The following is a 25186-nucleotide window of genomic DNA, read 5'->3' as shown; positions in this document are numbered from 1 at the left end:
TGCAACCAAGTGAGGTTTTATGAAAGGTGCAATGGGTAAGAAGGAACTCCTGGCGGTGGTGCCACTGTCATGGAGCACTATCGACAGACTAGAAGCCGCAGGCGATTTCCCTGCTCGCTTCTGGATTACTGACCGCCGCTGTGCGTGGAACTCGGAAGAGATTGAACGCTGGCTTGATCAGCGCCAGGCCAAAAGCACTACGGCCTACACCGGAAAAAAGCCGCCTGTTGAGATGCGCGCGTATCGACCGGTGAGTAACGCAGCATGATGTCGCTGAAAAAGCACATCGACAAATGGTCAGATCTGTACCTGTATCTGGCCGTGATCGCCTACCTGATGTGGCTGGCGTCAGTAATCAGTTAAGAGGTCCGGAAAATGGAAAAATTAACCCGACTGGAAAAGCATCACATGAACAAGGCCACGCAACGCGGAACCGAGAAAGTTATTGCTGTTACCGCCGAAGCGCTGGAGATCGAACACCGCGCAATAGAACGCGAGAAGCGCGGGCAGTATCGTATTGCTGCCCGGCTCTGGCTTCAGTGCCTTGACGTTGCAATCGGAGAGGTAGAGCGTGCCCGTATCGTAGTGCGCCGTGAGCGATGCATCTCATGGGGTAATCACGCGCGCAAGGGTGAATACAGCGGGATCGGATGTCGGGGGGTGGTTTATGACTAGCCCACACGACAGTATCCGCGTCGGCAGTATCACGCTGGTTTATTCAACCCTGCGCCGAGGGTGGTTAGCGCCAGGCGGCCTGGTTATCCAGAATCCATTGAAGGCTCAGCGCCTGGCTGAGAAACTTAACAGTAAGAAGGTGGCGGCATGAAGCGCGAAATTGTAGAGATTAAGGTTGTTGCTGTAGTCCATTTCAACAGCGGTGAAGCTTTGGTGTTAAACCGTCCGCTAAATTTTGTCTATGACGAGATTGGAAGAGATTTAATCGGAAGTGACGGTCCATTTAAGCGCCCATTGTTTTATTCACCAGCAAGCTCATCCTTCAAAGCGTTTGCTGGGAGCGAGATGACGCTAAATATGCGGGATGGAAGCCAAAGAAAAGTTAAAGATCACTGGTGGTCAGGCTGCCTTTCCGAACACCAAAGTGTAACCGCATGCGACCTTGAATCGCTCAAGAAGTGTTACGTATTCTCTGGCGGAATGGCTATAACGCCTGAAGATTACCAGACCTTGCGTGATTCCTACACCGGCTGCGTTTACCCGTACTGGGATTACGAAAAGCTGATCAAGTACGACGATATGCGTAAAGACCTTTACCACAGGCTTTTTCATGAAGAGAAGCGCGTGAGATCGCTTATTTCTGAGGTTAAGAAAAAGCATAATCTGTTAGATGGAATGGTGGCACCATGACCGTTAAATACACTCTTATTTACGCCGATCCGCCTTGGGTATACCGCGACAAAGCAGCCGATGGCGAGCGCGGTGCCGGTTTCAAATACCCGGTTATGACTGTGCAGGATATCTGCCGTCTGCCAGTTTGGGATCTGGCCGCTGAGAACTGTCTGCTTGCTATGTGGTGGGTTCCGACGCAGCCTGTCGAGGCGCTGAAGGTTATCGAAGCGTGGGGTTTTCGCCTGATGACCATGAAGGGTTTCACCTGGCACAAAACCAATAAGCACAAAGGCAACAGCGCGATCGGCATGGGACACATGACCCGGGCGAACAGCGAAGACTGCCTGTTTGCGGCGCGTGGTAAGCTGCCGGCGCGCATGGATGCTTCAATCTGCCAGCACGTCACGGCGCCGCGCCTGGAGAACTCGCGCAAGCCTGACGCAATCCGGGAGAAACTTGTGCAGCTTCTGGGCGATGTGCCGCGCATTGAGTTGTTCGCCCGCCAGTCATCACATGGCTTCGACGTATGGGGCAACCAGTGCGAAGGGCCGGCGGTGCAGTTGAACCCTGGATACGCGCTGGATATCGCAGGAATGACGCAGGTATTCAGCAATGCGCCGCAGTCACCATCAGACAATCAAGGCCGGGAGCGTGCAGCATGAAGCTCATTGATATATTGGTTGATGAATTACCCAAGCGCGGTGGCTGGCCAGGAGTTATCCCTTTGCTGGTTCAGAATTGCAGTGGCTACGTTTATCAGGCAGGTGGTGGAGAATACATCTATCGACTCGAACTGGCTGATGACTGGATGGATGCAGAAGTTACCTGCGAAAAGTATTTTGATGCACTAAGAGCATTGAAGCCTGTGTGGGATGGCAATGGTTTGCCTCCGGTTGGGTGTCTCATAGAGGCTAATACCGGAGGAGAATGGGTTGAGGCAACGGTTGCGTACACAAGCCGCCCTGATGGTAGTAATGAGGCATCAGTATGGAATGAGGCACTTGTGTTTGACTACAAGACAACTCGGCCTTTCTGGGCTGATGAATTCCGCCCTATCCGCTCAGAAGCAGATAAGAAACGAGACTCAGCAATTAGTGCCATTGATGCAACTTGCTTATTAGTTACAGATGCCAGCAAAACAGCGGAAGCAATTTACGATGCTATAGCTGCCGGTAACATCCCGGGCGTTAAGATTGGTTAGCCGCTTAATCCTTTCCTTCCATCCACTTCTCAAACTTAGACGGGGAGAACGGCACCAGATCGGTGCTCTCCCCGTTAATCCATGAATCCACCATATCAGCCCACTGCTGCAACATGTAGGCTCGCTGCCTGGCATACTCCGCTTTGTTGTAGACCGCACGCACTCCCTTCTGCTCATGAGCCAGTGCCTTTTCAATCCAGTCTGAAGGATAACCGGCCTCATGCAGCAGGGTGCTGGCTGTGCGCCGCAGGTCGTGAACCGAAAGGGAACCCATTTCCTCTCCTGCATTTTTTGCAGCGACAACAGCCCGGTCAATCACGGAGTTAAGCGCGGCGTTCGACAACGGCTTACTTGATGTGTACCGCCCTGGCAGCAGGAAGTCACTTCCACCAGCGCACATTTGCAGTCCTACCATCAGATCTTGCGCTTGCTTTGGCAGGTAGATGACATGTGCGCGGCTACCCTTCATGCGCTCCGCCGGAATCGTCCACGTTGATTTTTTGAAATCGACTTCCTTCCAGGTGGCGTTGGTGAATTCGCTTTTCCTCACCAGCGTAATCAGTATCAGTTTTACTGCCAGCCTGAGCGTCGGGAATGTGCTTACGGTATCGAGCGCACGGAACAGAACACCGATCTCTTCAGGTTGAAGGCTTCTCTCACGCGGTTTGAATGTTGCAATAGAGGATGGTTTGATATCAGCGGCGGGGTTAAATAGCCCATGTCCACGGTCATTTGCGTACCGGTAAACGCTGTTGATGATCTCCCTGGCCTGGACTGCCGTCGCGCGGCCACCACGCTCAACGATACGATCGCATAAATCTCTCACCGTACCGGTGGTTATCTCGGACATCATCTTGTTGCCCAGCGCTGGCATGATATCGCGGTCAATCACTGATTGCTTCATGGCGCGGGTGCTTTCCGCCAGGACGATATGTTTCATGTAACTGTCGGTATGTACCGCAAACGTCTCTGCCCCGCGGATCTTTTTAATACCGTCACGCTTTGCCGCAGCCGGTGACTGGCCTGACTTCAGCAGCTTTTTGGCGGCAATGAGTTCGTCTCGCGCTTCCGCCAGGCTCATACCGTCACGACCGTACTGGCCGATGACCAGCGTTTCACGGCGGCCGTTAATTCGGTAGTCGTAGCGGAACGAGACAGAGCCTGACGTGAGCACGGCGACATATAGCCCGTCACGATCGGAGATCTTATACAGTTTTTCCTGCGGCTTGAGGTTTTTGAGTTTTGTATCGGTAAGCACAATCCACCCGTAATGCATCCATGTTTTTATCGGTATGAGAGTATACCCAAAGGGTAATACCGTCACGCGTACCGACGAAAAATATGAGGTAGAGTGAATAGATATGAGTAGATATAAACAAAAACCCTCTGCGATTACAGAGGGTTAGAGATGATACTGAATAGATATGATGAGCTATGAACTAGCTATACATCATTCCCACTCAATCGTCGCTGGTGGCTTTCCGCTGATGTCATACACGACACGCGAAATACCATTGACTTCATTGATGATGCGGTTGGACACACGGCCCAAGAAATCATACGGCAGGTGCGCCCAGTGCGCGGTCATGAAGTCGATGGTTTCTACCGCACGCAGGGAAACCACCCAGTCGTACTTGCGGCCATCGCCCATCACGCCGACGGAACGTACCGGCAGGAACACGGTGAACGCCTGGCTGACTTTGTTGTACAGGTCAGCTTTGTGCAGTTCTTCAATGAAGATAGCATCCGCACGACGCAGCAGGTCGCAGTACTCTTTCTTCACTTCGCCCAGCACGCGCACACCAAGACCTGGCCCCGGGAACGGGTGACGATACAGCATGTCGTACGGCAGACCCAGCTCCAGGCCAATCTTACGCACTTCGTCTTTAAACAGCTCACGCAGCGGTTCAACCAGGCCCATTTTCATCTCTTTCGGCAAGCCGCCCACGTTGTGGTGAGATTTGATCACGTGCGCTTTACCGGTAGCAGATGCTGCGGATTCGATCACGTCAGGATAGATGGTGCCCTGCGCCAGCCATTTCACGTCTTGCAGACGCAGCGCCTGTTCGTCGAACACTTCAACAAACACGCGTCCAATAATTTTACGCTTGGCTTCTGGTTCGTTTTCGCCTGCCAGCGCGGTCAGGAAACGTTCTTCACCTTCGACGTGAACGATGTTCAGACCAAAATGGTCACCGAACATATCCATAACCTGCTCAGCTTCGTTCAGACGCAGCAGGCCGTTATCCACGAAGACGCAGGTCAGGTTTTTGCCGATGGCGCGGTGCAGCAGCATCGCGGTCACGGAGGAGTCAACGCCACCGGACAGGCCGAGGATGACTTTGTCGTCGCCAACCTGCTTGCGGATACGCTCAATGGCATCATCGATGATTTTGGCCGGGGTCCACAGTGCTTCACACTGGCAAATATCGCGTACGAAGCGGTCCAGCATGCGCATACCCTGACGGGTGTGGGTCACTTCTGGGTGGAACTGCACGCCGTAGAAGCGTTTTTCTTCGTTGGCCATAATGGCAAACGGGCAGGTCTCGGTGCTGGCAACGGTCACAAAGTCGGACGGAATAGCCGTGACTTTATCGCCGTGGCTCATCCACACGTCCAGCAGCGGTTTACCCTCTGGGGTCAGGGAGTCTTCGATACCGCGAACCAGGGCGCTGTCGGTCAGTACTTCGACCTGCGCGTAACCAAATTCACGCTCGTTAGAGGCTTCAACATGGCCGCCGAGCTGCATCGCCATAGTCTGCATGCCGTAGCATACGCCGAAGACCGGAACGCCTGCTTCAAACACGTACTGCGGTGCGCGCGGGCTGTTGTCTTCGGTGGTGCTTTCCGGGCCGCCAGAAAGAATAATACCGCTTGGGTTGAATTCACGGATTTGGGCTTCCGTGACATCCCATGCCCACAGTTCACAGTAAACGCCAAGTTCACGTACGCGACGTGCCACCAGTTGCGTGTACTGAGAGCCGAAATCCAGGATAAGAATGCGATGTTTATGAATATTTTCCGTCATTGACGATAATTCCGAGGCAAGTGAAACAAAGCGCCCGGCATCAAGCCGGGCGCGGAAACTTATCAGGAGCCTAAACGGTAGTTCGGGGACTCTTTGGTGATGGTCACGTCATGAACGTGGCTTTCCTGGATGCCCGCACCGCTGATACGTACGAATTCCGCTTTAGTGCGCAGCAGATCGATGGTACCACAGCCGGTCAGCCCCATACAGGAACGCAGGCCGCCCATCTGCTGGTGGATAATCTCTTTCAGATGGCCTTTATACGCCACGCGACCTTCGATACCTTCCGGTACCAGTTTGTCAGCGGCATTATCGGTCTGGAAGTAACGGTCTGAGGAACCTTTGGACATCGCGCCCAGTGATCCCATGCCACGATAGGATTTATAAGAACGCCCCTGGAACAGTTCGATTTCGCCTGGGGATTCCTCGGTACCAGCCAGCATAGAGCCAACCATTACCACAGCCGCACCGGCCGCGATGGCTTTGGCAATATCGCCTGAGAAGCGGATACCGCCATCGGCAATAACAGGAATACCGGTGCCTTCAAGCGCTTCTACCGCGTCAGAAACCGCGGTGATCTGCGGAACACCTACGCCAGTGACGATACGGGTCGTACAGATAGAGCCAGGACCGATGCCCACTTTAACTGCGCTGCAACCGGCTTCTGCCAGTGCACGCGCACCAGCACCGGTCGCCACGTTGCCGCCGATGATTTGCAGGTCAGGATATTTTGCACGAGTTTCACGAATACGTTGCAGAACGCCTTCGGAATGACCGTGAGAGGAGTCAATAAGCAGCACGTCAACGCCCGCAGCAACCAGCGCATCAACACGCTCTTCGTTGCCAGCGCCTGCGCCAACCGCCGCGCCAACGCGCAGACGGCCATGCTCGTCCTTACAGGCGTTTGGTTTACGTTCTGCTTTCTGGAAGTCTTTCACGGTGATCATGCCGCGCAGATGGAAGCTGTCGTCAACGACCAGCGCCTTCTCAACGCGTTTTTCGTGCATTTTAGCCAGCACAACGTCGCGGGTTTCGCCTTCGCGCACGGTAACCAGGCGCTCTTTCGGCGTCATGTACACGCTAACAGGCTGGTTCAGGTCGGTGACGAAACGCACGTCACGACCGGTGATGATACCCACCAGTTCATAATCTTCAGTCACTACCGGGTAGCCCGCAAAGCCGTTACGCTCGGTCAGCGCTTTGACTTCATGCAGGGTGGTCGTTGGCAGAACAGACTGTGGGTCAGACACGATACCGGACTCATGCTTCTTCACGCGGCGCACTTCTTCTGCCTGGCGTTCGATAGACATGTTCTTGTGAATAAAGCCGATGCCACCTTCCTGTGCCAGGGCGATAGCCAGGCGCGCTTCAGTCACGGTGTCCATTGCAGCAGAGAGCATAGGAATGTTCAGGCGAATGGTTTTAGTCAACTGCGTGCTGAGATCGGCAGTATTCGGCAGAACGGTGGAATGAGCGGGAACGAGGAGGACGTCGTCAAACGTCAGTGCTTCTTTAGCAATACGTAGCATGGGCAATATCTCTGACCTGGGGGGTTAAATATTGCCGTGGCATTATACAGAGCGTAACCGATTGCATCTACACTTTTTTATAAAAAATGCTTGCGATCGTGTCTCAGCGGGTTACTATCGACTGAATAACCTGCTGATTTAAAATTTGATCTCGCTCACATGTTATCCTCTCAGACTCCCTCAATTTTTACCGTTAGCCGCCTTAATCAATCGGTTCGTTTGCTGCTTGAGCAGGAAATGGGACAGGTTTGGATCAGCGGTGAGATTTCTAATTTTACACAGCCGTCATCCGGGCATTGGTATTTTACGCTAAAAGATGACAATGCTCAGGTTCGCTGTGCGATGTTTCGCAACAGCAATCGACGGGTGACGTTTCGGCCCCAGCATGGCCAGCAGGTTCTGGTTCGCGCCAATATAACTCTGTATGAACCACGCGGTGATTATCAAATCATCGTCGAAAGCATGCAGCCTGCGGGCGAAGGCTTGCTCCAGCAAAAATATGAGCAGTTGAAAGCGAAGCTGGCGGCAGAAGGTCTGTTCGATCAGCAGTTTAAAAAGGCGCTTCCCTCTCCGGCGCATTGCGTCGGTGTTATCACCTCGAAAACCGGTGCAGCACTGCATGATATCCTGCATGTGTTGCAACGTCGTGACCCTTCCCTGCCCGTCATCATCTATCCGACCGCGGTTCAGGGAGACGATGCGCCAGGTCAGATTGTCAGGGCCATAGAACGGGCAAACGCACGTAAAGAGTGTGACGTCCTCATTGTTGGACGCGGTGGCGGTTCCCTGGAAGATCTGTGGAGTTTTAACGACGAGCGTGTGGCACGAGCGATTTTTGACAGCCTTATCCCTGTTGTGAGCGCAGTGGGGCACGAAACTGACGTAACGATTGCCGATTTTGTATCGGACTTGCGCGCCCCGACCCCGTCGGCCGCCGCCGAGGTAGTCAGTCGTAATCAGCTTGAACTGCTGCGCCAGATCCAGAACGGACAGCAACGCCTCGAAATGGCAATGGACTATTTCCTGGCGAACCGTCATCGCCGCTTTACCCAGCTTAATCATCGCCTGCAACAGCAGCATCCACAGTTGCGCCTTGCGCGCCAGCAAACTGTACTGGACCGCCTGCGTCAGCGAATGAATTTTGCGCTGAATAATCAGCTCAAACGTGCCGTTTCCCGCCAGCAGCGCAGCGTTCAGCGTTTGAACCAACAAAACCCGCAGCCAAGGATCTATCGCGCCCAGACCCGCATTCAGCAGCTTGAATATCGTCTGGCCGACAACCTGCGTGCGCGTTTGAGCACCACGCGTGAACGGTTCGGCAATGCCGTTACCCATCTCGAAGCCGTTAGCCCGCTCTCCACGCTGGCGCGAGGTTATAGCGTGACAACGGATACCGCTGGCAAAGTGCTTAAGCAGACTCAACAGGTTAAAACTGGGGATGTACTCACGACCCGTCTGGCAGACGGATGGGTAGAAAGCGAAGTGAAAGGCGTTACGCTGGCTAAAAAAACACGCAAGAAAAAGCCGGTTTAAACCGGCTTTAATTCAACGCGTTTTTTAGAGATCAAACCGTGGCCGTTCTGGCAGAAATAATCAACCGCCCCGCAGGCTTTTAACACCTCAACTGGCTTATGACACTCCGGGCAAAGTGCCTCGAACGCCATTTCCTGATCGCAGGTGTCGCAATGCGCTGAAAGCCCATTGAGCTCAAGCGGGTTGTGGCAGGTGGGGCAATTCACTTCCATAACTTACCTCGCAGACCTTCAACTGACCCGCCCCAGTATCGAGAAGGGTCAGTTAACGTGATTACTTACCTTTTTTGATGTGTTTAATCAAACGCTTACGTTTGCGCATCTGGTTCGGCGTTAAGGTGTTACGCTTGTCGGCAAACGGGTTTTCCCCTTCCTTGAACTGGATACGAATAGGTGTACCCATTACGTCCAGCGATTTGCGGAAGTAGTTCATCAAATAACGCTTGTAGGAATCAGGCAAATCTTTGACCTGATTGCCGTGAATCACGACGATTGGCGGGTTATAACCACCGGCATGCGCATATTTCAGCTTCACGCGGCGACCGCGCACCAGCGGTGGCTGGTGGTCTTCTGATGCCATGGCCATGATACGGGTGAGCATCGCGGTGCTCTGACGACGAGTGGAGCTGTCGTAAGCCTCACGCACGGATTCGAACAGGTTACCCACGCCGCTGCCGTGCAGAGCCGAGATAAAGTGCACGCGTGCAAAGTCGATAAAGCCCAGACGGAAGTCCAGCATCTCTTTCACTTGCTCGCGCACTTCGTTGCTCAGGCCGTCCCATTTGTTAACGACGATGACCAGTGAACGTCCGCTATTAAGGATAAAACCAAGCAGTGACAGATCCTGATCGGAGATACCTTCTCGAGCGTCAATAACCAGCATGACCACGTTGGCATCTTCAATCGCTTGCAGCGTTTTGATAACGGAGAATTTTTCCACCACATCGGTGATTTTCCCACGTTTACGCACACCAGCGGTGTCGATCAGTACATATTCGCGCTCGTCACGCTGCATCGGAATATAGATGCTGTCTCGCGTGGTGCCCGGCATGTCGTAAACGACGACACGATCTTCGCCGAGAATACGGTTGGTCAGCGTAGACTTGCCCACGTTAGGACGACCCACGATCGCCAGTTTAATCGGCAGATCCTGAGGGTTAAAATCATCTTCTGGTTCTTCTTCACCAGCGGCAGCCGCTTCAAACTGTGCCCAATACGCGGCGTCTTCGTCGATTTCTTCCGGTGGGTTGATTTCATCAACCCACGGCATCAGAACGGTTTCGAGCAGGCTGGTGACGCCACGACCGTGAGAAGCCGCGATCGGATAGATTTCGCCCAGGCCTAAAGCCCAGAAATCAGCCACGGCCTGATCGGCATCAATTCCGTCAGTTTTGTTTGCCACCAGGAAGGTTGGCTTTTCACGGGAACGAAGGTGTTTTGCGATAGCAGTATCGGCTGGCATGAGACCCGCGCGGGCATCCACCATAAACAGCACAATATCTGCTTCTTCGATCGCCAGCAGAGATTGTTCTGCCATGCGCGTCTCGACACCATCTTCCGTACCATCGATACCGCCGGTATCGATACAGATAAACTCTCGTCCTTCCACTTCAGCACGACCGTACTTACGGTCACGAGTCAGCCCCGGGAAATCCGCAACCAGCGCATCACGGGTGCGTGTTAAACGGTTAAACAGAGTGGATTTTCCAACGTTCGGGCGCCCGACAAGCGCGACCACAGGTACCATGTTTGAAGCCTCATAAAATTCAAAATAACGTCGCTTTTGCGACGTTTATAAAAACAGTAAAACGGCTCCTGAGTTAACAGGAGCCGTTTATTATACTACAAACGCTACGATTAACGCGTGATTGCGTACAGCGTACCGTCTTTTGCCTGAATCAGCAGCTTGCCGTCCGCGACAACAGGATCGGTCAGGAAGCCTGAGCTATCGACTTTATCCTGTGCAACGAAGCGACCGGTCTCTGGGTCAATCCAGTGCATATAGCCTTCGCTATCGCCCACAACCAGGCTGCCGTTATACAGCGCAGGAGCCGTCAGCAGACGGTGAAGCAGATCGCTTTGCGTCCACAGCGTGACCCCACCATCGGTGTTAAGAGCCAACAAGCGGTCGTTTTGATCGACCATATAAATACGATTGCCTTCGACAATGAAATCGTTCACGGAACCCAGTTCACGTTTCCACATGACCTGACCGCTACGCAGATCCATCGCTGTCAGATTACCGTTGTAGGCCAGCGCATAGACTACGCCATCAACGATTACCGGCGTGGTGTCTACGTCACTCAAGCGGTCGATTTCAGTCGAACCCGTAGCCTGAGAAATACGTTGCTGCCAAATCAGCTGGCCTTGTTGCATCAACACGGCGTTCACGCGACCGTTATCACCGCCAACAATTGCCGCACCAAAAGCCGTAGCCGGTGCAGATTCGCCACGCAGGGACAGTGAAGGCATATCCAGGTTCACGGTCCATTTCACCAGGCCGTCAGCTTCATTCAGTGCCTGCAGCTGGCCGTTGCTGGTGTGGATCAGAACCATGCCGTCACTGACAACCGGACGAGACAGTGCTTCACCCGCTACGCGGGTTTGCCATGCAATAGAACCGTCACTGCTGTTCAGGGCATAAACCTGTGCTTTTTCGCTACCGATGTACACATGCCCACCCGCGACGGTCACGCCACCAGAGAGCAGTGCTGGTGAACGAGAGAACCAGCCGTCTTTTTCAGCCAGATTCACAGACCAGACTTCTTTGCCATCATCTGCGTTGAACGCGCGAACGGTACCTTTACGGTCTGCCGCGTAAACCACGCTATCAGCGTAAGCTGGGTGCAGGTTGGAATAAAAATCGCCAATCCCGCTACCTACTGATGAACTCCACGCCGTTGACGGGCTAAATTGGTTTTCAACCGTCGGCAGCGGGGACATTTTTACAACATCTTCTTCGCCACTGAACAGTGAACAACCACTCAATAACGTAACAGAAAGCAGTCCTGGCAGAAGTAATTTACGCAATTGCATCGGGTCCCTCTCAGACGGACAAATTATTTATTTTCATCTGCATCATTTCGCTCAACGCAGGTGAGGCGTTGCTTTTCACACCCGCTTCCCATGCACTGCGCGCGCCTTGTTTGTCGCCTTTGCTGAGCAGTGCTTCACCGCGCAGATCGGCAACAATGGCCGTAAAGCCTTCGCCTTTAATGGTGTCGAGCGTTTTCAGCGCGTCATCTGCTTTATTTTGCTGAACCAGAATACGGGCCAGACGCAGGTTAATGACGGCTTTCAGGTTGTCATCGCTTGCAGCAGAAAGACCCTGTTGAAGCTGTGCAGCCGCTTTGTCCAGTTCGTTCTTATCAACAAATTGCTGAGCAACTTCAAGCGACGCCAGTGCGCCATAAGTATTTTTGTTGTCGGCCGCAAATTTCTGAGCCGCCGCCAGCGTTTGTGGCTGATCGGCACGAATTGCGCTGACCGTATTTTCATAAGTCAGAGAAGCACCACGCGCGGAATCAGCCTGATGGCTGTTCCAGTAGCGCCAGCCCATCAGCGCCCCCACACCTAAAATAACCCCAACAGCCAGGGCTTTGCCGTTTTCAGCAAAGAAGCGTTTGACCGCATCAACTTGGTCGTTTTCGTTCTCGTACATTTCCACGCTGTTCTTCCCCTTAGCCCAGTAAAGTGCGCAAGTGCGCCGCAACGCCGTCCTGCGTTACCGTTGTTTGCTCACCAGAACGCAAGTCTTTTACCACGACTTCGCCAGCAGCCACTTCGGACTCACCCAGCACCAGTGCAATACTTGCGCCCCATTTATCAGCACGGGCAAATTGTTTTTTAAAGTTGCCGCCACCATGGTTGGTCATCAGTTTGACGCCCGGAAGCGCATCGCGCACACGTTCGGCAAACTGCATTGCCGCAGATTGCGTATCCGCACCTGAGGCCACCAGGTATATATCGACAACTGAATCTGCTTTAAATTCCGGATTAACGGCCTGAACCAGCAAAACGAGTCGTTCAAGACCCATCGCAAAGCCTACCGCAGGAGCGGCACGACCGCCAAGTTGCTCAACCAGACCGTCGTAACGACCGCCAGCACAGACGGTGCCCTGAGAGCCGAGACTGGTGGTTACCCACTCAAACACGGTGCGGTTGTAGTAATCCAGACCGCGAACCAGACGCTGATTAACGGTATAAGCAATGCCTGCGGCTTCGAGCAATTGACACAGACCCGCGAAATGCTCGCGGGACTCTTCATCAAGATAGTCACCCAACGCAGGAGCATCGTTCAGAAGCACTTGCACATCAGGATTCTTAGAATCCAGAACACGCAGCGGGTTGCTGTACATACGGCGTTTGCTGTCTTCGTCCAGCTTTTCCTGATGCTGTTCCAGGAATGCCACCAGCGCATCGCGGTAGTTCGCACGAGCTTCAAGAGAACCAATGGAGTTCAGCTCTAGCGCGACATGTTCAGTAATACCCAGTTCACGCCACCAGCGCGCGGTCAGCATGATAAGTTCAGCGTCAATGTCCGGGCCTTGCAGACCAAAGACTTCGACACCCAACTGATTGAACTGGCGATAACGACCTTTCTGCGGACGTTCGTGGCGGAACATCGGGCCGATATACCACAGGCGCTGCTCCTGATTGTACAGGAGACCATGTTCGATGCCGGCGCGAACGCAGCCTGCCGTACCTTCAGGGCGCAGAGTCAGGCTATCGCCGTTGCGGTCCTCAAAGGTGTACATCTCTTTTTCAACGACGTCGGTCACTTCGCCGATCGCGCGTTTAAATAACGGGGTCTGCTCTACAATCGGCAAACGGATTTCGCTATAACCGTAGCTGCCGAGCACCTGTTTCAGAGTGCCTTCAATGCGCTGCCAGATGGCGGTTTCGCCAGGCAGATAATCGTTCATGCCGCGGATGGCTTGAATGTTTTTTGCCACGTTTATTCTCTTTCTATTTACAAAAAAACCCGAAGAACGGGCTCAATCATACACGGGAAGCACAAGGCTTCCCATCACGTTATTTTTCAACCTGCTGAATGCTGATTCGCTGTGCTTCATCCAGCATCGTGGCTTTGGCGCGGATGCGCGCTTCAAGCTGGTCGATCATGTTGTTATTATCCAGACGATCTTTACGAATGCCATCTTCATAGAGACCACTTTTCTTGTTACCACCGGTCACCCCAAGGGTTGACACCAGCGCTTCGCCCGGACCGTTCACAACACAACCAATAATAGAGATATCCATCGGGGTTATCAGATCTTCGAGACGTTGCTCTAACGCGTTGACCGTACCGATGACGTCAAACTCCTGACGAGAACAGGTTGGGCAAGCGATGAAGTTGATACCACGAGCGCGGATACGTAACGATTTCAGTATGTCGAAACCGACTTTGATCTCTTCGACCGGATCCGCTGCCAGCGAAACACGCAATGTGTCACCAATACCTTCGGAAAGCAGCAGCCCCAAACCAATCGCCGATTTAACGGAACCGCTGCGCATACCGCCAGCTTCGGTAATCCCAAGATGCAGCGGCTGTTCAATCTGTTTTGCCAGCAAGCGATAGGATTCGACGGCCAGGAACACATCAGAGGCTTTTACGCTGACTTTGAACTGATCGAAGTTGAGACGATCAAGATGATCGACATGGCGCATCGCAGATTCCAGCAGAGCCTGCGGCGTAGGTTCGCCATATTTTTCCTGGAGATCTTTTTCCAGCGACCCGGCGTTGACGCCGATACGGATAGGAATGTTTTTATCGCGGGCGCAATCGACTACGGCGCGGATACGCTCTTCGCTGCCAATGTTACCCGGGTTAATACGCAGGCAATCAACGCCATACTCCGCAACTTTGAGCGCAATGCGATAGTCAAAGTGGATATCGGCAACCAGCGGAACGTTGACCTGCTGTTTGATGAGTTTGAACGCCTCAGCGGCATCCATTGTCGGCACGGAGATGCGAACAATGTCCGCGCCCACACGCTCTAATGCTTTGATTTGATTGACCGTCGCTTCAACATCCGTGGTTCGGGTGTTGGTCATCGACTGGACGGCGATAGGTGCACCATCGCCAATCGGCACATTCCCAACGTAAATCCGTTTTGATTTTCTACGTTGAATCGGAGCCTGATTATGCATGAAAAGTCTCCCGCGTTACTCGCCTGTTACTGTGCTGCTGATTGTTCGGCATTAACGGTAAGACGCGCAACCTGGTTAGTTCTGATAAAACGGCTCAGATCGACAGGTTTTCCTTGATACTGGATCTGCACCGCAGCCGGAGCGCCAATTTTAAGCTTATAAGGTGCCTGACCCGTTAGATTTAACGTGCCATCTTTACGTTGCAGGCCACTGAATAGCTTTTTACCTGTCGCGTCAGTCACTTCTAACCAGCAATCGGCAGAGAAATTCATCACCAATGCATTGGAATCTGCGGGTGTTGCCGCGATGCCAGCTTGATCGGTCGGTAAGGGTTGAGTCGTCCCTGTAGACAGTGTCGCCACAGGTGCGGTATCAACATTTGCCTGAGAAGGTGAAACCACTGCGTTTTGCGCAGTGGTTTGGGTCTGGTCCGGTGTAGCGGCTGATTCCTGCATCGGCGCAGGCTCAACGACCTGCGGATCCGCTGCAGCAGTTTGCGGATCGCTTGACGTTCCAGCGCTATCCGTATTCAACGGCACGCTTTGCGCGCCGTCGTTACCGGAATTATTGAGCTCGGCGGAGGACTGATCGGCCATCGTCGTGATCTCTTCCTGCTGCGCTTTGTGGTTTTGCCACCACCATGCGCCCGTCAGACCAATCACCACAAACAGCACCAGCCAGGTAAAGCTCATCAGCCAACCATCGCGTTTTTTACGGCGCTTACCTAAAGAGAATGTTTGCATCGGTGCAACTTTTGCAGCCCGAATCGGTGCCTGTTTTTCCATCATCGGCAACAGTTCTTCTTCAGGGATTCGCACCAATTTTGCATAAGAGCGGATATACCCACGCAAGAACGTTGAAGCAAGGTCGGCAGGAGCCTTATCTTCTTCAATGTTGCGAACCGTGGAGACTTTCAGGCACAAGCGTTCTGCAACAGCTTGCTGGCTGAGTCCGAGTTGTTCACGGGCGTTGCGAAGACGTACGCCTGTGGAGAGTGCTTCATTTTGATCGTGAGTGGCTTCAGTATTCATTCGCTACAACTACTGGTACGTGTAAATTAGGGTTCAGGTGCCGGTCAGTCACAATGCCACCCGCACCGCGAAACTTCTGGTCAGTTAGCCAATAGACCGACAGTATAAGGCTGTCAGGCCTTAGATGACAGTGCATCCATGCTCACGAGGCTAAACTATTGTTACGACGTTACATACTGCCTTAAAGTCGTAAGAAACGCACCGTAATTATTAATCATTCATAATGAAGTTGATTAATTATTCAGTAAGATTATAAGTCACGGCACCTAACCGCGCCGTGACTGCATCTTGATTAAACCGCTTTAACCTCGATCGTCTCGCCCTGCATGCGCTTGCGCAGCGTACGTTTGGTACGATCGATGACCTCTCCCGCCAGCTGTCCACAGGCTGCATCGATATCGTCGCCACGGGTTTTACGCACAATGGTTGTAAAACCATAGTCCATCAACACCTTGGAGAAACGGTCGATACGGCTGTTAGAGCTACGGCCATACGGCGCGCCGGGGAACGGGTTCCATGGAATCAGATTAATCTTGCATGGCGTATCTTTCAGCAGGTCTGCCAGCTGATGCGCATGATCGGTTTCATCGTTGATGTGATCCAGCATGACGTACTCAATCGTCACTCGGCCCTGATTGGCGTTGGATTTTTCAAGATAGCGACGGACCGCAGCAAGGAAGGTTTCGATATTGTACTTTTTATTGATAGGTACAATTTCGTCACGAATTTCGTCGTTTGGCGCATGCAAAGAGATGGCCAGCGCAACGTCAATCATATCGCCCAGTTTATCCAGTGCAGGAACAACGCCGGAGGTGGAGAGCGTGACGCGACGCTTAGACAGGCCAAAGCCGAAATCGTCCAGCATGATTTCCATCGCTGGCACCACGTTGGTCAAGTTCAGCAAAGGTTCACCCATCCCCATCATCACCACGTTGGTGATAGGACGAGTACCCGTGATTTTTGCTGCACCAACAATTTTCGCTGCACGCCATACCTGGCCGATAATTTCAGACACGCGCAGGTTACGGTTAAAGCCCTGTTGCGCAGTCGAACAGAATTTGCACTCCAGTGCGCAACCTACCTGAGAAGAAACGCACAGCGTCGCGCGGTCTTCTTCCGGGATGTACACGGTTTCGACGCGCTGATCGCCAACAGCGATTGCCCATTTGATAGTGCCATCGGCTGAGCGCTGCTCTTCCACCACTTCAGGCGCGCGGATCTCGGCGACTTCTTTCAGTTTGTTTCGCAGCACTTTGTTGATGTCAGTCATGTCATCAAAGCTGTCGCTGCAATAGTGGTACATCCATTTCATCACCTGATCGGCACGAAACGGCTTTTCGCCCATATCTTTGAAAAACTCACGCATCTGCTGACGATTCAAATCCAACAGGTTGATTTTTCCATTTTTAGTGGGAGCAGCAGCAATGACAACTTCGGAGGTATTAACTAATTCAGACATAATATTTTCCGGCCTCGTTGTTACACGTTATGGCCCGTGGAGGGTTGAAAAGAAACGCCCCGGCAAGCGTTCTGCTCTTCCGGGGCGTTGCATTGTACAAATTCTGGCGCAGGGATGCCACGTTTGCACGCGGCATTTACGAAATTATTAACGCGTGCGAGCGCACACTTCGCCTTCAGCGAAGAAGTAAGCAATTTCGCGAGCAGCAGATTCTACAGAATCGGAACCGTGGGTGCCGTTCTCTGTGAAGCTGTCAGCGTAATCAGCGCGCAGAGTACCTGCCAGTGCGTTAGCTGGGTTAGTGGCACCCATCAGATCGCGGTGACGCTGTACCGCGTTTTCGCTTTCCAGCACAGAAACCACGATTGGACCAGAGGTCATGAACTCAACCAGACCATCAAAGAAAGGCTTGCCGTCATGTTCAGCATAGAAACCACGAGCCTGCTCAACGGTCAGGTGCAACATTTTGGTGCCAACAATTTTGAACCCTGCAGATTCAAAGCGAGCAAAGATGTTGCCAATAACGTTTTTTGCCACCGCGTTTGGTTTGATGATGGAAAAAGTACGTTCAATAGTCATGTTTACCTCTGTAATGTGTTCTGTTGTTTTGCATACCGCAGTATGGTGTGGCGCGGATTATAATGAGCAATGTCGTTATTGCCTATGGATGCAGGTAACATTTTTTTAAAATAAGACGAGTATTAGCAACAGAATTCATCAACGCATTCCATACAGGTGATTTTGACAAAGGGAACAATGCGACGCTTGCGCGTCAAATGCCCAAAATTCGCGATGGCATGACAAGCACTCCCGGGCACAGGCGGTTATTCGTTTAACCTGCGCGGGCCTCCTCGTTTTATCCAGCGTTATCGACCGATGCTGACATACCGCCTCGCAGCTGCCACAGCCCGTACAACGCGCAGATTCCAGAATGATTTCGCCGTTTTCAAAGCGGATCGCTTTTTCCGGACAGGCTCGCCAGCAGGCGCTGCACATCACGCAGAGCGACGAATCTATCGTTGGCGTTATCTCGCTTTGCTCCCTGAACAGTTGGCGCAGGTATCGCAAGCCCGGACGGACAGCCGCGGTCTCAACATTATCTTGTGGCACGTGAAACAAGCTGCGTCGGGCAATGTTAATGGCTTTTGCCTCAGGCGACTTAACCTTCCAGATTGGCTCGCCACACTGCTTTAGCACAAGGTTGAGGCGCGCGATGGACAGCGCCCAACTCTCGTATTGCTCAAGCGCTATAGCGATAAAGCGGATCCCATACTCGCGGTGCCAGATGAGCAGTTCATTGACGGTTGGCGCATAGGGTGAGAAAGGCCCGACCAACGTATCGCCGCAGTAGTGCCGCGTATTGGGCGTTACGCCAGCAATCGCTTTCGTCGGGCAAACGAACAGACAATTGCCGCACTGAATGCAGCGCGTGGCATCGGGCAAGATCCCCCCTTGCGAAGACGTCAAGGCCTGCGCCGGACAAACGTCCGCGCAGGCCTGACAAGAAGCGAAGCGAAAGCGGCGACGGACGCATTCCTGCGTGACCTCCATCGCAGGGTCAAAGGTCAGCTTGACCATTAGCCAATACTAAAAAAGACGTAGCGCAGCATCACTTCGCCAATGACCAGGACAATACTGCTCGCCACAATCCCCAGCCGGTTATGTCTGAACATCGCCAGAACAAACCCCAACATCCCCATCACCGACAGGCAAACGCTCAGCAGATGGAAGCTCTGCATCTGTTGCAGCATCAACAAAGGTTGGTGCGGTAAGGTCACGACTGAAGCATCCGTTGCGGCGATATCTGCAAGCCAGACAGGCTGAACAATCAGGCGAATCAGTACCACAAGCATCACCACAGCGGCAGCGACACGAAGCGTCACCGTCTTGCGCAGGTGTGCGTTGTTCATGTAGGCGAGCGCAATAATCACCGAACCGATAATCCCGACTGAACCAAAAAACAGGATTAGCGTGTTCATATGCTGCCAGGTCACTACCGAGGTATGGATATAGATTTGCGCCATGCAAAATACATCCACCGCACCCAGCAAGGCCGCTACGACTAAAAGCGCTTTCCATCCAGGCTTTTTAACGAGCAGCAAGAGTGAAGCAAGCCCAAGAAACGCCAGATAAAGGCTCGCGAAGACAATTTCGCGACTCAGCCACGAGCTGGAGACGTGTCGCAGTGCATTAAGGGCATTAAGTGGATAGCCCATATGCAGCGTTGACGCGAGCAGACCGATACAGGCAAGCACAAAGGCCGTCGCCGCGATCGGAAATACGCGCTGACGCACGACCAACGCCCCCACCTCCGGTTTAGGTCCAAACGCCAGCCAGAGCGTGACGCCAACCGAGCCTTGCAGGAAAAGGGTAAAAACGAGCAGCGGTAATTCATGCATGACGTTTCCCCTCTTTCTCTGCGCCCTGATGCGCTTTAATCACCAGATTGGGCTGGGTTATCGATGAATCCGGCAGCCCTTTCACGTCACATACCGTCCCGTATTTGGCACGCAATTCGTCAATCGGTCCGAATTTAATGGCATCCAGTGGACAGGTCGCTACGCAGACGGGCAACTCCCCTTTGGCCTGTAGATCCACACAGAAATCACATTTGGACATTTGCCCGGTCTGCTCATTGAGCTGCGGCGCACCGTAAGGACAAGACCAGGCGCAATATCCGCAACCCACGCATTTATCGGTATCCACGCGCACGATGCCGTCACCCGCACGCTTGTGCATCGCCGTGGTAGGGCAGTTTTTGGTGCAAATAGGGTCCGCGCAGTGATTGCATGAGATTGACAGCGTGTAGGCAAACACGTTGTTGCTCACGCCACCCTGCCCGGTAGGAATAAAACTCCCGCCGCTCACGTCATAAACACGGCGAAAACGTCGCCCAACTTCAAGATTATTTTTATCTTTGCACGCGACCTGGCAGGCTTTGCAGCCTGAGCAGCGCGAAGAGTCGATAAAGAAGCCCAGCTGTTTATCGCTTACCGCCGGGTATTGTTTAAATTGGCTCATGCTTTTGCTACCTCCACCAGCATGGTTTGATGTGAATTCCCTTTCGCCAGAGCGGTGATACGAGCAGAGCTCAGCACATTGGCGCAACCGCCGCGATCGACCCCCTGTTCATCAGGCTGCCACCAGGCTCCCGCCTGCATCGCCACAACGCCTGGAATAATACGCGGCGTGACCTCCGCCGGGATTTGGCACACGCCGCGTTCGTTATGAATACGCACCGCATCACCCTGTTTAATACCACGGCTTTCTGCATCCTGCGGGTTGATCCACAGTTTTTGCTCCTGAACCTCAAGAAGCCACGGGTTGGCATACTGCGTGGAGTTTGCGCGGTTCTTGCCTTTCCACGTGATCAACTGAAGCGGGAAGGTTTTCGCCAGTGCATCTTCCGGTCCTTCATGCGCGGGAACGTAGTGTGACAGCGCGGGTATTTCCGGATGATTCATGTCGTACAAACGCTTCGAGAAAATCTCTATCTTTCCGGACGGCGTCAGGAAAGGATGATTTTCAGGATCGCGAATGTTGTCTTCAAAGGCGATAAACGGCGCGCTTTTAAACAGATGCTGGCGAGTCTTTTGCAGCGTCGCAAAGTCTGGCAGATTTTCATCTGGCATCGACAAGCGAGTCTGCTCCCAGATGTGCTCGATCCAGGCTTTCTCATCACGCCCCTGGCTGAACTCGGCTTCAATACCTAGCTTTTTCGCCACTTCACGCAGCCAGTCATAGTCAGAGCGACGTTCAAACTCAGGCTCGATCAGCTTTTCGGAAAGCATCAGATAACTTGCCGTTCCCCAGGTTTCCCCGATGTTCCAGCGCTCCATAAAGCTGGTTTCCGGCAACAGTAGATCGGCATATTTAGCGCTTGGCGTCATAAAGAGATCGCTTGCGACAATGAAGCGAATCTTTGATTCATCTTCCAGGATCCGTGTTGCCTGATGGAGATCGGGGTTTTGATTCGCCAGGTAGTTCCCGGCAAGCGAGAACAGAATGCGAATGTTACTGTCCAGCTTTTCAACGCCTTTTAGCCCATCCTCAGACGTGACTTTGGCGGCATCGTCTGCGGCTTGCATCCAGTTCATCACCGAAATTTTGGCTTTTACCGCGTTGTCTGGCATTTCAGGCCCGACGGTAAATTTACGGTTTGCGCAGCCGCCATAGCCTGCCGCCCAGCCACCATGATTGCCCACGTTTCCGGTTATCGTTGCCAGCAGCGTAGAGCCACGCGCGGTGCGCTCCCCGCAGTTATGGCGCTGAGGTCCCCACCCCTGAATTAATGCTGCGGGCTTGGTTGTCGCGTAGTCACGCGCCAGTTGGCGAATCGTCTGCGCCGGAACATGGGTGATTTTCTCCGCCCATTCCGGCGTTTTGGCAACGCCATCTTTTGCCCCGGTCAGATACGCCATCAGGGATTCATTCGTCGGCACGTCTTCAGGCATTGACGCTTCATCAAAGCCCAGGGTATAGCGCTGAACAAAGTGGCTGTCATGCAGATTTTCGGTGATGATGACGTACATCATCGCGTCCATTAACGCATTATCGGTGGTTGGCAGAAGCGGGATCCACTGATCGGCCAGCGACGAAACGGTGTCGGAATAGCGCGGATCGACCACGATAAAGCGGGTACCGTTTTGCTTCATTTTCTGGAAGAAATGGTTGCTATGGCCAAAAATCGTCTCTGTTGGGTTGTGCCCCCACAGGATAACTAGCCTGGTATCACGCAACGTATCCAGCGAGTTTCCGCTGGCGGCCGTGCCGTAGGTATAAGGCGTGGCGGCAGCCGTGTTGCCCATGCTGACGGAATGATAGCTCTCAAGATAGCCACCGGTTAAATTCAGCAAACGACGGGCCATAATATCGCCGGAAAAGGTTCCGCCGGAAACGGCAGTGCCCACATGAACATAGCGCGATGCTACGCCGTATTGCGCCGTCAATGTCTTGAGATTATCCGCAATCAGCGTGGTGGCTTCATCCCAGGAAATACGTTCAAACTTTCCTTCTCCGCGCTTGCCAACACGTTTCATCGGATATTTAAGCCGGTCCGGATGATAGACAAATTTACGATAGCCTCGTCCGCGAACGCAGGCACGCATAACCGGCATGTCGGGATCCAGGGCATTATCAGGACGTGTGGAAATACGTGTGACCACTCCGTCGCTGACGTGCGCCCGAATATCGCACTTACCACCGCAGTCAAAGGTGCTGCACGTCTGCACGACCTTTTCAGGCATATTTGGCGCAGTAATAGACGTTGGCGTAGCCTCACTGCACACAGGCAGCGAGACAAAAGGCAGCGCAATTAATGCGGAGCTTGCCTGAATAAAGTGACGCCGGGAAACAGACGATAAAACCTCATCTCCGTGGTTTTTTGTATCTTTCATTATTCGTTCCTTCAAACAAAAAAGCATTCTCGCTTTTTCATTTGAAGGGACATTGATGATTATCAATATAACTTGTCAGGATGGCGTCACTGGATTTGTAATAATAATCACTCGCAGTCACAAGCGGATTAATTATATAAATTACAAATGAAAATTGAATGATGTATTTATATATTAAATATTATCTAGCGTAATTCAAAATTCACCGCCACCGTTTGCCCCTCCTCATCCATCACCACCAGCTGATAGCTGCCGGGAGAATCTAACGTCAATGTCGTGCCTGAAGCCGTCACATTTAAGGCTTCACCATTCACAAACCACCAGCGTCGTCCTTCACCACCAGATGTGATGACTGGCAGATGAACATTTTCCTGGCCAGGTAAACGCCTAATCACCGCGCCTTCACGCACGCCCGATAAAATCAGCGGTGCGGCACCTATCGCGTTCATCGGTGGACAGATGGCAGAAGGTGTCGGAAGGCGCATAGACCGTCTTTCAGAGGGCGGTAACCAGGGTTCAAGCGGTAAAGGCCAGACATCTATGATTTTCTGACGTGCGCCTGAGCAATCGGCAGCAACGCGTTTACCTTCGTTATCCAGCCAGATGGGGAAATGAATGCCCCTGATACCTTCCTGCTCTGGCAACAAGAGCGTGGGTGGCTGGCTGCCGTCAAGCAGCCAGGTCGCCAGCCTGCGTCGACAATTTTCGCTGCCTGGCGGTAATGATTGCCCACCCGGCCAGCAGATCGTTCCACGGCTAACCGTCTCGGGTCTTGGATCTCGCGGCAGACGCGCTTCGTCAAGGGTTGAGCGCGACTGAAGCATGTTGTTGACCTGGTTTAACAGTGGAACCGCGCTGGCAAAACCAAACTGCCCGGCAACCGGTGTTCCGTCCGGGCGGCCGGTCCAGATGCCAATCAAATAACGCGCGTTGAGGCCAACGGCCCAGGCATCGCGGTAGCCGTAGCTGGTACCCGTTTTCCACGCCAGCGGAGCAACCTGCGGTAAAGCGTCGTCCGGCAGGGGCTGGGCCTCATTGCCTAAAATTCGACGAATAATCCACGCGGCTCCCGGGGAAAGTAGCGGACGCTCGATAAGCGGATCGCCAGGCTGCAGGCGTAACCGCCCTGCCTTACCTTCCCGCGCAAACGCGCTGTAAGCCGCGGTGATCTCCGCCAGCCGCGCACCTGCCCCACCAAGAATAAGCGATAGATTTGGCTGCGCACCCGCCGGAAGTATTAACGGGAGGCCTGCATTGCTCAGCATCCCGGCGAAACGTTTTGGACCATAGGCCTCAAGCACCTGCACGGCAGGAAGGTTGAGGGAGCGGACCAGCGCTTCGCTCATGCTGACAGGGCCATGAAATCCGCTGTCGAAATTACCGGGCCGATAATCCCCCGTACGACGGGGAACATCTTGTAATAATGATGCCGGATGGATCAGACCTTCATCTAATGCCATGCCGTAAATAAAGGGTTTCAGGACCGACCCCGGCGATCGGATCGCACTGACCATATCAACATGGCTAAAGCGACTGTCATCGTTAATGTCGACAGACCCTACCCAACCGCGAACTTTCATAGTGGTGTGATCGACCACGATCATCGCCAGTGAACTGCGCGGAGGCAATCGCGACTTCCAGTTCATCGCCAGCTCTTCAAGCTGACGCTGGAGCGAAGCATCGAGCGTCGTCACAATTTTACTGTCACGACTTTTGCTCAACATCATGCGCGAAAACAGCGGCGCCAGTTGCGGCATTTGCCGTGGCGAGAGCCACACCGGTTCTTCCCGGGACTCTTTGACCTGTTGCGCAGTCCAGACCCCCTGAGTGACCATCCGCTCAAGCACTTTATTACGCGCAACTTCAGCGCGTTCCGGCCAGCGGTCTGGCCTCAGACGACTGGGAGCCTGAGGCAATACTGCCAGCAGCGCGGCTTCTGAATAGCTTAACTGAGCGGGAGATTTCCCCAGATACGACCAGCTTGCGGCCCCAACGCCCTGAAGCGTCCCGCCAAAGGGTGCCAGGTTAAGATAAAGGGTCAAAATATCGCGTTTAGACAGGTGCCACTCCAGCTGCATAGCGCGCCAGAGCTGGCGAATCTTTCCGCCAAAAGTACGGGGGTGCGGATCCAGCAGGCGAGCCACCTGCATTGTCAGCGTGCTGCCGCCAGAGACGACCTTGCCTGAGCTAAGATCCTGCCATGCTGCACGGAGAACGGAGAACGGATTGACGCCTGGATGATCCCAGAACCAGCGATCTTCATACTGGATCAAGGCCTCAAGGTAACGAGGCGAGACTTCTTCGATGGTTACCGGGTAGCGCCAGATCCCTTCGCTATCGGCAAACCGCCATAGGGGGGCTCCCTTTTCATCCACGACAACGCGCGCCGGGTTAACTTCTTTAAGCGGCAGCGGCCACAGACGATCGGCAGCAACAATCAGCCCCCATAAAACGAGAAGCGCTCCCGCCAGCCAGAGCCAGCGGGAGCGTAACAGACAAGATAATCGCAC

Annotated in this window: 24 protein-coding genes; 7 read left to right on the top strand and 17 right to left on the bottom strand. The window is 53.3% G+C overall.

Features of this window, described 5'->3' with window-relative positions; translation table 11 throughout:
- Positions 1-19: 19 nt before the first annotated feature.
- The 6 genes from AC6EMZ_RS06245 to AC6EMZ_RS06220 all read left to right on the top strand — a co-directional run bounded on the left by AC6EMZ_RS06245 (position 20) and on the right by AC6EMZ_RS06220 (position 2548).
- Positions 20-268: a helix-turn-helix transcriptional regulator gene (locus tag AC6EMZ_RS06245; RefSeq protein ID WP_498401569.1), complete on the top strand. Its 249-nt coding sequence runs from the start codon at positions 20-22 to the stop codon at positions 266-268.
- A 107-nt stretch (positions 269-375) separates the two neighbouring features.
- The gene (locus AC6EMZ_RS06240; RefSeq protein ID WP_498401568.1) at positions 376-675 is read left to right on the top strand and encodes a PerC family transcriptional regulator; all 300 of its coding nucleotides are present in this window, start codon (positions 376-378) and stop codon (positions 673-675) included.
- Positions 668-826 (top strand): DUF1317 family protein, encoded by a 159-nt coding sequence (locus tag AC6EMZ_RS06235; protein ID WP_498401567.1) that lies wholly within the window; start codon positions 668-670, stop codon positions 824-826. The genes AC6EMZ_RS06240 and AC6EMZ_RS06235 overlap by 8 nt, the downstream gene beginning before the upstream one ends.
- The gene (locus tag AC6EMZ_RS06230; protein ID WP_498401566.1) at positions 823-1365 is read left to right on the top strand and encodes a hypothetical protein; all 543 of its coding nucleotides are present in this window, start codon (positions 823-825) and stop codon (positions 1363-1365) included. Before AC6EMZ_RS06235 ends, AC6EMZ_RS06230 begins: the two co-directional genes overlap by 4 nt.
- Positions 1362-2009, top strand: coding sequence for an MT-A70 family methyltransferase (locus AC6EMZ_RS06225; protein WP_498401565.1), 648 nt, complete (start codon positions 1362-1364; stop codon positions 2007-2009). Before AC6EMZ_RS06230 ends, AC6EMZ_RS06225 begins: the two co-directional genes overlap by 4 nt.
- Positions 2006-2548: a hypothetical protein gene (locus tag AC6EMZ_RS06220; RefSeq protein ID WP_498401564.1), complete on the top strand. Its 543-nt coding sequence runs from the start codon at positions 2006-2008 to the stop codon at positions 2546-2548. Before AC6EMZ_RS06225 ends, AC6EMZ_RS06220 begins: the two co-directional genes overlap by 4 nt.
- A 4-nt stretch (positions 2549-2552) precedes the next feature.
- On the opposite strand, the gene AC6EMZ_RS06215 is transcribed toward AC6EMZ_RS06220, so the two are convergent.
- From AC6EMZ_RS06215 to guaB, 3 genes are all read right to left on the bottom strand, one after another.
- On the bottom strand, positions 2553-3806 hold the full coding sequence (locus AC6EMZ_RS06215; protein ID WP_498401563.1) for a tyrosine-type recombinase/integrase: 1254 nt from the start codon (positions 3804-3806) through the stop codon (positions 2553-2555).
- A gap of 192 nt (positions 3807-3998) precedes the next feature.
- Positions 3999-5576 carry a glutamine-hydrolyzing GMP synthase gene (gene guaA / locus AC6EMZ_RS06210; protein ID WP_498401562.1) on the bottom strand — a complete coding sequence of 526 codons (1578 nt, stop codon included), beginning with the start codon at positions 5574-5576 and terminating at the stop codon, positions 3999-4001.
- A 62-nt stretch (positions 5577-5638) separates the two neighbouring features.
- A complete protein-coding gene (guaB, locus tag AC6EMZ_RS06205; protein ID WP_498401561.1) occupies positions 5639-7105 on the bottom strand; it encodes an IMP dehydrogenase in 1467 nt (488 codons plus the stop codon).
- A 159-nt stretch (positions 7106-7264) separates the two neighbouring features.
- Between guaB and xseA the strand changes: the two genes are divergently transcribed.
- The gene (gene xseA, locus AC6EMZ_RS06200; protein WP_498401560.1) at positions 7265-8638 is read left to right on the top strand and encodes an exodeoxyribonuclease VII large subunit; all 1374 of its coding nucleotides are present in this window, start codon (positions 7265-7267) and stop codon (positions 8636-8638) included.
- Here xseA and AC6EMZ_RS06195 read toward each other — a convergent pair.
- The 14 genes from AC6EMZ_RS06195 to pbpC form a co-directional block, all read right to left on the bottom strand.
- The gene (locus AC6EMZ_RS06195) at positions 8635-8850 is read right to left on the bottom strand and encodes a zinc ribbon domain-containing protein (RefSeq protein ID WP_498401559.1); all 216 of its coding nucleotides are present in this window, start codon (positions 8848-8850) and stop codon (positions 8635-8637) included. The genes xseA and AC6EMZ_RS06195 overlap by 4 nt on opposite strands.
- A gap of 61 nt (positions 8851-8911) precedes the next feature.
- Positions 8912-10384: a ribosome biogenesis GTPase Der gene (gene der, locus AC6EMZ_RS06190; RefSeq protein WP_498401558.1), complete on the bottom strand. Its 1473-nt coding sequence runs from the start codon at positions 10382-10384 to the stop codon at positions 8912-8914.
- 110 nt (positions 10385-10494) lie between these two features.
- A complete protein-coding gene (gene bamB, locus AC6EMZ_RS06185) occupies positions 10495-11673 on the bottom strand; it encodes an outer membrane protein assembly factor BamB (protein WP_498401557.1) in 1179 nt (392 codons plus the stop codon).
- A gap of 10 nt (positions 11674-11683) precedes the next feature.
- Complete coding sequence (locus tag AC6EMZ_RS06180) at positions 11684-12304, bottom strand: YfgM family protein (RefSeq protein WP_498401556.1); 621 nt, start codon at positions 12302-12304, stop codon at positions 11684-11686.
- A gap of 13 nt (positions 12305-12317) precedes the next feature.
- Positions 12318-13592 carry a histidine--tRNA ligase gene (gene hisS, locus AC6EMZ_RS06175; protein ID WP_498401555.1) on the bottom strand — a complete coding sequence of 425 codons (1275 nt, stop codon included), beginning with the start codon at positions 13590-13592 and terminating at the stop codon, positions 12318-12320.
- Between the two features lie 79 nt (positions 13593-13671).
- Positions 13672-14790 (bottom strand): flavodoxin-dependent (E)-4-hydroxy-3-methylbut-2-enyl-diphosphate synthase, encoded by a 1119-nt coding sequence (ispG, locus tag AC6EMZ_RS06170; protein WP_498401554.1) that lies wholly within the window; start codon positions 14788-14790, stop codon positions 13672-13674.
- 26 nt (positions 14791-14816) lie between these two features.
- The gene (rodZ, locus tag AC6EMZ_RS06165; protein WP_498401553.1) at positions 14817-15821 is read right to left on the bottom strand and encodes a cytoskeleton protein RodZ; all 1005 of its coding nucleotides are present in this window, start codon (positions 15819-15821) and stop codon (positions 14817-14819) included.
- Between the two features lie 292 nt (positions 15822-16113).
- Positions 16114-17280: a dual-specificity RNA methyltransferase RlmN gene (gene rlmN, locus AC6EMZ_RS06160; RefSeq protein ID WP_498401551.1), complete on the bottom strand. Its 1167-nt coding sequence runs from the start codon at positions 17278-17280 to the stop codon at positions 16114-16116.
- 147 nt (positions 17281-17427) lie between these two features.
- Positions 17428-17859: a nucleoside-diphosphate kinase gene (gene ndk, locus AC6EMZ_RS06155; protein WP_498401550.1), complete on the bottom strand. Its 432-nt coding sequence runs from the start codon at positions 17857-17859 to the stop codon at positions 17428-17430.
- 138 nt (positions 17860-17997) lie between these two features.
- Positions 17998-18858 (bottom strand): 4Fe-4S binding protein, encoded by an 861-nt coding sequence (locus tag AC6EMZ_RS06150; protein ID WP_498401549.1) that lies wholly within the window; start codon positions 18856-18858, stop codon positions 17998-18000.
- Positions 18858-19679: a dimethyl sulfoxide reductase anchor subunit family protein gene (locus AC6EMZ_RS06145; protein WP_498401548.1), complete on the bottom strand. Its 822-nt coding sequence runs from the start codon at positions 19677-19679 to the stop codon at positions 18858-18860. The genes AC6EMZ_RS06150 and AC6EMZ_RS06145 overlap by 1 nt, the downstream gene beginning before the upstream one ends.
- Complete coding sequence (locus AC6EMZ_RS06140) at positions 19672-20301, bottom strand: DMSO/selenate family reductase complex B subunit (RefSeq protein ID WP_498401547.1); 630 nt, start codon at positions 20299-20301, stop codon at positions 19672-19674. The genes AC6EMZ_RS06145 and AC6EMZ_RS06140 overlap by 8 nt, the downstream gene beginning before the upstream one ends.
- Positions 20298-22676, bottom strand: coding sequence for a DMSO/selenate family reductase complex A subunit (locus AC6EMZ_RS06135; protein WP_498401546.1), 2379 nt, complete (start codon positions 22674-22676; stop codon positions 20298-20300). Before AC6EMZ_RS06135 ends, AC6EMZ_RS06140 begins: the two co-directional genes overlap by 4 nt.
- 185 nt (positions 22677-22861) lie before the next feature.
- On the bottom strand, positions 22862-25186 hold the full coding sequence (gene pbpC / locus AC6EMZ_RS06130) for a peptidoglycan glycosyltransferase PbpC (protein ID WP_498401545.1): 2325 nt from the start codon (positions 25184-25186) through the stop codon (positions 22862-22864).

It is taken from the genome of Enterobacter sp. SCRI0065 (genome assembly GCF_059766475.1).
Note: the sequence above shows the minus strand (reverse complement) of the source record. Positions and strands in the feature narration are given on the sequence as shown.

Excerpts from the sequence above, each read along its gene's own strand:
- AC6EMZ_RS06140 (WP_498401547.1), bottom strand. The coding sequence starts at position 20,301 with ATGAGCCAATTTAAACAATACCCGGCGGTAAGCGATAAACAGCTGGGC.
- AC6EMZ_RS06220 (WP_498401564.1), top strand. The coding sequence starts at position 2,006 with ATGAAGCTCATTGATATATTGGTTGATGAATTACCCAAGCGCGGTGGC.
- AC6EMZ_RS06235 (WP_498401567.1), top strand. The coding sequence starts at position 668 with ATGACTAGCCCACACGACAGTATCCGCGTCGGCAGTATCACGCTGGTT.
- ndk (WP_498401550.1), bottom strand. The coding sequence starts at position 17,859 with ATGACTATTGAACGTACTTTTTCCATCATCAAACCAAACGCGGTGGCA.
- AC6EMZ_RS06150 (WP_498401549.1), bottom strand. The coding sequence starts at position 18,858 with ATGGTCAAGCTGACCTTTGACCCTGCGATGGAGGTCACGCAGGAATGC.
- xseA (WP_498401560.1), top strand. The coding sequence starts at position 7,265 with ATGTTATCCTCTCAGACTCCCTCAATTTTTACCGTTAGCCGCCTTAAT.
- AC6EMZ_RS06240 (WP_498401568.1), top strand. The coding sequence starts at position 376 with ATGGAAAAATTAACCCGACTGGAAAAGCATCACATGAACAAGGCCACG.
- AC6EMZ_RS06145 (WP_498401548.1), bottom strand. The coding sequence starts at position 19,679 with ATGCATGAATTACCGCTGCTCGTTTTTACCCTTTTCCTGCAAGGCTCG.
- AC6EMZ_RS06245 (WP_498401569.1), top strand. The coding sequence starts at position 20 with ATGAAAGGTGCAATGGGTAAGAAGGAACTCCTGGCGGTGGTGCCACTG.
- rlmN (WP_498401551.1), bottom strand. The coding sequence starts at position 17,280 with ATGTCTGAATTAGTTAATACCTCCGAAGTTGTCATTGCTGCTGCTCCC.
- guaA (WP_498401562.1), bottom strand. The coding sequence starts at position 5,576 with ATGACGGAAAATATTCATAAACATCGCATTCTTATCCTGGATTTCGGC.
- AC6EMZ_RS06135 (WP_498401546.1), bottom strand. The coding sequence starts at position 22,676 with ATGAAAGATACAAAAAACCACGGAGATGAGGTTTTATCGTCTGTTTCC.
- AC6EMZ_RS06225 (WP_498401565.1), top strand. The coding sequence starts at position 1,362 with ATGACCGTTAAATACACTCTTATTTACGCCGATCCGCCTTGGGTATAC.
- der (WP_498401558.1), bottom strand. The coding sequence starts at position 10,384 with ATGGTACCTGTGGTCGCGCTTGTCGGGCGCCCGAACGTTGGAAAATCC.
- AC6EMZ_RS06230 (WP_498401566.1), top strand. The coding sequence starts at position 823 with ATGAAGCGCGAAATTGTAGAGATTAAGGTTGTTGCTGTAGTCCATTTC.
- rodZ (WP_498401553.1), bottom strand. The coding sequence starts at position 15,821 with ATGAATACTGAAGCCACTCACGATCAAAATGAAGCACTCTCCACAGGC.
- ispG (WP_498401554.1), bottom strand. The coding sequence starts at position 14,790 with ATGCATAATCAGGCTCCGATTCAACGTAGAAAATCAAAACGGATTTAC.
- guaB (WP_498401561.1), bottom strand. The coding sequence starts at position 7,105 with ATGCTACGTATTGCTAAAGAAGCACTGACGTTTGACGACGTCCTCCTC.
- bamB (WP_498401557.1), bottom strand. The coding sequence starts at position 11,673 with ATGCAATTGCGTAAATTACTTCTGCCAGGACTGCTTTCTGTTACGTTA.
- AC6EMZ_RS06195 (WP_498401559.1), bottom strand. The coding sequence starts at position 8,850 with ATGGAAGTGAATTGCCCCACCTGCCACAACCCGCTTGAGCTCAATGGG.